At 61.8% G+C, this 4,564-nt stretch carries 5 protein-coding genes; all 5 read right to left on the bottom strand.

Going from position 1 to position 4,564, the window contains the following annotated elements:
* Nucleotides 1–74 precede the first annotated feature (74 nt).
* Nucleotides 75–383, bottom strand: a complete 309-nt coding sequence (locus EN969_RS18175) for a TrbC/VirB2 family protein (RefSeq protein WP_024502851.1) — start codon at nucleotides 381–383, stop codon at nucleotides 75–77.
* 12 nt (nucleotides 384–395) lie between these two features.
* Nucleotides 396–1,364, bottom strand: coding sequence for a P-type conjugative transfer ATPase TrbB (gene trbB / locus EN969_RS18170; RefSeq protein ID WP_024502850.1), 969 nt, complete (start codon nucleotides 1,362–1,364; stop codon nucleotides 396–398).
* The gene (locus EN969_RS18165) at nucleotides 1,361–1,774 is read right to left on the bottom strand and encodes a CopG family transcriptional regulator (protein WP_063170364.1); all 414 of its coding nucleotides are present in this window, start codon (nucleotides 1,772–1,774) and stop codon (nucleotides 1,361–1,363) included. The genes trbB and EN969_RS18165 overlap by 4 nt, the downstream gene beginning before the upstream one ends.
* 116 nt (nucleotides 1,775–1,890) lie before the next feature.
* Nucleotides 1,891–3,915 carry a conjugal transfer protein TraG gene (locus EN969_RS18160; RefSeq protein WP_063169233.1) on the bottom strand — a complete coding sequence of 675 codons (2,025 nt, stop codon included), beginning with the start codon at nucleotides 3,913–3,915 and terminating at the stop codon, nucleotides 1,891–1,893.
* A gap of 219 nt (nucleotides 3,916–4,134) precedes the next feature.
* Nucleotides 4,135–4,564, bottom strand: a 430-nt coding sequence (locus EN969_RS35555) for a hypothetical protein (RefSeq protein ID WP_206525175.1), incomplete at its 5' end; no start/stop codon positions are given.

Here is a 4,564-nt window from a genome sequence, read left to right as displayed (position 1 = left end):
GAGCAGGATCGGCTCGGTCAGCGCCCGGTGGACCGGTACTGCGAAGCCCTCGATATGCTGCTCCCCGGCGGCCATCAGACGAGCGCCCCACCACCGAAGGAGAAGAAGGAGAGGAAGAAGCTCGATGCCGCGAAGGCGATCGACAGACCGAAGACGATCTGAATCAGGCGCCGAAAACCACCGGCGGTGTCGCCGAAGGCAAGCGTCAGGCCGGTGGTGATAATGATGATCACCGCAACGATCTTGGCGACCGGTCCCTGCACGGACTCCAGGATCTGCTGCAGCGGCTGCTCCCACGGCATGCCGGAGCCGGCGGCATAAACCGGGGCCGTGATAAGAAACGCGAGCGCTGTGGACGAAAGAAAGCGAAGCTTCTTGCGCATGAGGAAGGCCTTTCAAAGCTGCTGGAGTTGCGAAAGCGTGAGCGGGGCAACGGCGTAATCGCCGCTGCCGTCGAGACCGGTGACCTCGGCGATTGCGTCGATGTGGCGCGACGAGCCGCGTCCCGCTATGAAGACGATCAGATCTATCGCCTCAGCGATGAGCCGGCGGGGAACGGTGACCACCGCTTCCTGGGCGAGTTGCTCAATGCGATAGAGAGCCGAGCGCGCGGAATTGGCGTGTACGGTAGCGATGCCGCCTGGGTGCCCGGTGTTCCATGCCTTCAGCATGTCGAGCGCTTCCGCGCCCCTCACCTCGCCCACGATGATGCGGTCCGGCCTGAGCCTCAGCGTCGAGCGCACGAGATCGGCAAGGGTGACCGAGCCCCGCCTTGTTCTCAGGGCAACGCAGTCCCTGGCCGCGCACTGCAGTTCGCGTGTGTCCTCGATCAGGATCACCCGATCGTCGCATTCGGCGACTTCAGCCAGCAGAGCGTTGGCGAGTGTTGTCTTCCCCGAGGAAGTGCCGCCGGCGATCAGCATGTTGCGCCGCTCGCGGACGGCCTTTTTCAGCGCATCGGCCTGCAGCGGCAGCATGATGCGTTCGGCAACATAGTCGGCCAGGGTGTAGACTTTCGCGGCGGGCTTGCGGATGGCAAAACATGGCGCCAACACCACAGGTGGCAGCAGGCCTTCGAAGCGTTCGCCAGACGGCAATTCGGCACTGACGATCGGGTTGTCGGCGTGCGCCTCGGCGCGCACGTGCGAAGCAACCAGGCGGATGATACGTTCTGCCTCGGACGGGTGCATGTGAACGTCGGTATCGACCCGACCTTCGCCTAACCGGTCGAGTCGCAGCGCGCCGTCGGGATTGACCATCACCTCGATGACGGACGGATCGGCCAGGGCTTCGGTGATTGCCGGACCCATGGCGGTGCGCAGCATGACACGCCGCCGGTGGTCGGCCTCGGGATGAGAGCTCATCCTTCCCCTCCCCCACCATTGTCTTTGCTAAGCGACTTTTTGCCGGAAGCGATCTGGCGGCCGACCTTCTCAACGAATTTCTCGAAACGCTCTTGGGCAATAGCCTGCGTTGCCCGATCCGGGACCGGCGTGTGGGCGTGAAGGGTGATCGAAAAGCGGATGAAGAGCGCCAGGCTCTCCAGGATCACCTCGGAATCGCGCCTGACGTGGGCAAGATCGCGGGAGAGCCGGTCAAGCCTTACGCCGTAGCGCCGATCGAACTCGCTCTCGCCACGCCGCTCGATGAACGCCTCGATCGCCTTCCCCACGATCGCTGATTTGGTCGTTGACGGATCGCGACTGAGGTTGTCCAGTTTCTCGCTGAGCTCCGGCTCAAGCAGAAACTGATGGCGAATGCGGTGCGGCTTCATGCGGATCGTTCCGACGGCCCGGCGTTGCGCCGGCGACGGGAGAAGCATCGGCCAGACGCTCAAAATTGCTTATGGCCGTTATCTACGCTGAGGTGCGCTCTGCAACTCAGCGGACTTCAGAAGCCGGGAATGACATCGTCGCCCCTGCCCTCGTTGATACCGTAGACGCGGGCCGCAGTGGAAATCCGATCCATGACACGCTTGTCCGCGAGCGCTTCGCTGTCATCGTCTGCGGGCTTGTACAGATCGGCCTGATCGGGCTCTTGAGAGACAACAACGTCTTCTTCGGGCAGGCTTGGATGGCGTTGCTGCTGAACGCCTCCCTCGTCTTCAACTGGCGCGTCGGCGCTTTCCTCGTCCGCAGCAAGTCGGCTATCGACGCTGCACACTTGTCCAGTCCAGCCGTCCGGGCGTGATGCAGGGCAGTCCGCATAGGGTCCGTCGTGCAGCACCGGCGCAGGCAGCACCCGATCTGTGAAATTCTGATCCTGATAATAGCGCAGCTTCTTGGCGCGGATCGGCGGCAACCCAGAAACCAGGACCAATTCGTCTGACGGCGGCAATTGCATCACCTCGCCTGGCGTCAGGAGCGGGCGCGCGGTTTCCTGGCGGCTCACCATGACATGTGAAAGCCAGGGCGCAAGCCGATGGCCCGCATAGTTGCGCATCGACCTAAGTTCGGTTGCGGTGCCGAGGGCATCCGAGATGCGCTTGGCCGTGCGTTCGTCATTGGAGGAAAAGGCAATTCGCACGTGGCAATTGTCGAGAATAGCATTGTTCTCGCCATAGGCCTTTGAAACCTGGTTCAAAGATTGTGCGATCAGATAGGAGCGAATGCCATAACCTGCCATGAAGGCGAGCGCCGTTTCGAAGAAGTCGAGGCGACCGAGCGCCGGAAACTCGTCCAGCATCATGAGCAGCTGATGCTTACGGCTCTTCTTCGGGTCCCCCTCCAGACGCTCCGTCAACCGCCTGCCGATCTGGTTCAAGATCAGTCGCACAAAAGGCTTGGTGCGCGAGATATCCGAAGGCGGCACGACCAGATAGAGCGACAGCGGTCGCTCTCCATCCACTAGGTCAGCGATGCGCCAGTCGCAGGACGAAGTGGCCGCCGCGACCGTTGGATCACGATAAAGCCCGAGAAAGGACATGGCGGTCGAGAGGACGCCTGAGCGCTCGTTTTCCGACTTGTTCAGGAGTTCGCGAGCCGCCGAGGCCACTACGGGATGGACCTGAGGGTTATGCCCCGTCCCGAGATGGTTTGTCGTCATCATCCGCCGTAGCGTTGCGGCAAACGAGCGTTGCGGGTCCGACAGGAAGGTGGCGACGCGGGCCAGCGTCTTGTCCTCTTCAGCGTAGAGCACGTGCAAAATGGCGCCAACTAGGAGTGAATGGCTGGTCTTCTCCCAGTGGTTCCGTCGCTCCAGCGCGCCCTCGGGATCGACGAGGATGTCGGCGATGTTTTGAACGTCCCGGATCTCATCTGGGCCTTTGCGCACCTCCAGCAGCGGGTTGTAGCGTGCCGATCTCGGGTCGGTCGGATTGAACAGAAGGCAGTACGAGAATTTCGACCGCCAGCCGGAGGTCAACTGCCAATTTTCGCCTTTTATATCATGAATGATGGCAGACCCGGTCCAGGAAAGTAGCGTTGGAACAACCAGCCCCACGCCCTTGCCCGAACGCGTCGGCGCAAATGCCATGACGTGCTCCGGGCCGTCATGGCGCAGATAGCGATCGTTCAGCCTACCGAGGAAAACGCCCGCCGGCCGTAACAACCCTGCCGTCTCGACCTCATGAGTCGTGGCCCACCGTGAAGACCCATAGGTCGTAACCGACCCGCGCTGTCGCGCGCGCAAAAGCGAGCCAGCGATTGCGGCGGCACAACCCAGGAATCCGCTGGCGCCTGCAAGCGTACCGGCTTTGTCGAAGACCTCCGGCGCATAAGCATCGAAGTGGAACCACCATTCAAACAGCTTCCACGGCTTGTAGATTGGCCAGCCGGCGAAGAGAAACCATGGTGCGCCGAGAGGCGTCTGGTAGGTCAGCATTTGAGCGCACCATTGGGTTGCCGTCCATACGCCGATAATGACAATTGCGCACACAACGGCGATCTGCCCGATCAGTAGCTTCGTAGGTGTCATCGGCTTGGCCCGCTGAACAACGCGACCTAGCATCGCGCGGCGCAGCCGGGACAGGAATGTTCCTCACATACGATTTGGGAGCAATGAACGACTTCCTACGTATGCAGGTCGGTCAGCACGCGTGTTGCGCCTTCACGCGACACCATCCGCCACTCCATCCTTTCCATTCACCCTGAGGCCCGGCGCCGCCGACAGTTGCGTGACCGCTCCTCCGCAAAGTTATCTTCTGCGTTCAGGGAGCCACGGCGCCTGGGCTGGCTGATGAACACCGTCCGCTCGCGCATGTGGGGTCGAATTGATTTGTGCCCAAGTGGAGGCAGGCTCGTCTTCCAACAGTTGCCGCAGTTCCCCTGGCTCGAACGCCATCATCGGTGGGGAAGCGGGTTCATCCTCCAACAGTTGCCGCAGTTCCCCTGGCTCGAACGCCATCATCGGTGGGGAAGCGGGTTCATCCTCCAACAGCTGCCGCAGTTCCCCTGGCTCGAACGCCATCATTGGTGGGGAGGCAGGCTCGTCCTCCAACAGTTGCCGCAGTTCCCCTGGCTCGAACGCCATCATTGGTGGGGAGGCAGGTTCGTCCTCCAACAGTTGCCGCAGTTCCCCTGGCTCGAACGCCATCATTGGTGGGGAGGCAGGCTCGTCTTCCAAC

The sequence above is a fragment of the Mesorhizobium sp. M7A.F.Ca.CA.003.01.2.1 genome (assembly GCF_003998945.1).
Classification (GTDB): Bacteria; Pseudomonadota; Alphaproteobacteria; order Rhizobiales; family Rhizobiaceae; genus Mesorhizobium; species Mesorhizobium ciceri.
The sequence above is the reverse complement of the archived record's forward strand: the minus strand, read 5'-3'. Positions and strand labels throughout refer to the sequence as shown.